This window comes from Aureibaculum luteum (assembly GCF_003449015.1).
In the GTDB taxonomy this organism is placed as follows: domain Bacteria; phylum Bacteroidota; class Bacteroidia; order Flavobacteriales; family Flavobacteriaceae; genus Aureibaculum; species Aureibaculum luteum.
In genome coordinates this window covers 1-577 of record NZ_QRGD01000047.1, presented here as the reverse complement: position 1 = coordinate 577, position 577 = coordinate 1, and the positions used below count along the sequence as shown (strand labels likewise).

Below are 577 nucleotides of genomic sequence, written 5' to 3'. Positions count from 1 at the left end.
GATCAAGCTGGGCAAATCGCGCGGCTACCTGACCTACGCCGAAATCAACGACCATCTGCCCGACGACATGGTCGACGCAGAGTCGATGGACACGCTGGTCGCCACGCTCAACGACATCGGCATCGCCGTGTACGAGCAGGCCCCGGACGCCGAGACCCTGCTGCTCAACGACAACGCGCCTTCCGTGACCACGGAAGAAGAGGCGGAAGAGGAAGCCGAAGCCGCGCTGTCCACGGTCGACTCCGAATTCGGCCGCACGACCGACCCGGTGCGCATGTACATGCGCGAGATGGGCACGGTCGAGCTGCTCACCCGCGAAGGCGAAATCGAGATCGCCAAGCGCATCGAGGCCGGCCTGAAGGACATGGTCATGGCCATCTCGGCCTGCCCGGTCACCATCTCTGAGATCCTCGCCATGGGCGAGCGCGTGGCCAACGATGAGGCCAAGATCGACGAGTACATCGACGGCCTGATCGACCCGAACGCCGACGCCGCCGAAGCCGCGCAGGCCGGCGACGAGGACGAAGACTTCGAGGACGAAGACGCCGACGAGAGCGGCGACGAAGAGGAAGACGAG

Annotated in this window: 1 protein-coding gene; it reads left to right on the top strand. The window is 65.0% G+C overall.

Going from position 1 to position 577, the window contains the following annotated elements; all coding sequences use genetic code 11:
* Positions 1-577, top strand: a 577-nt coding sequence (locus D3P13_RS21820; protein WP_317124806.1) for an RNA polymerase sigma factor region1.1 domain-containing protein, incomplete at both ends; no start/stop codon positions are given.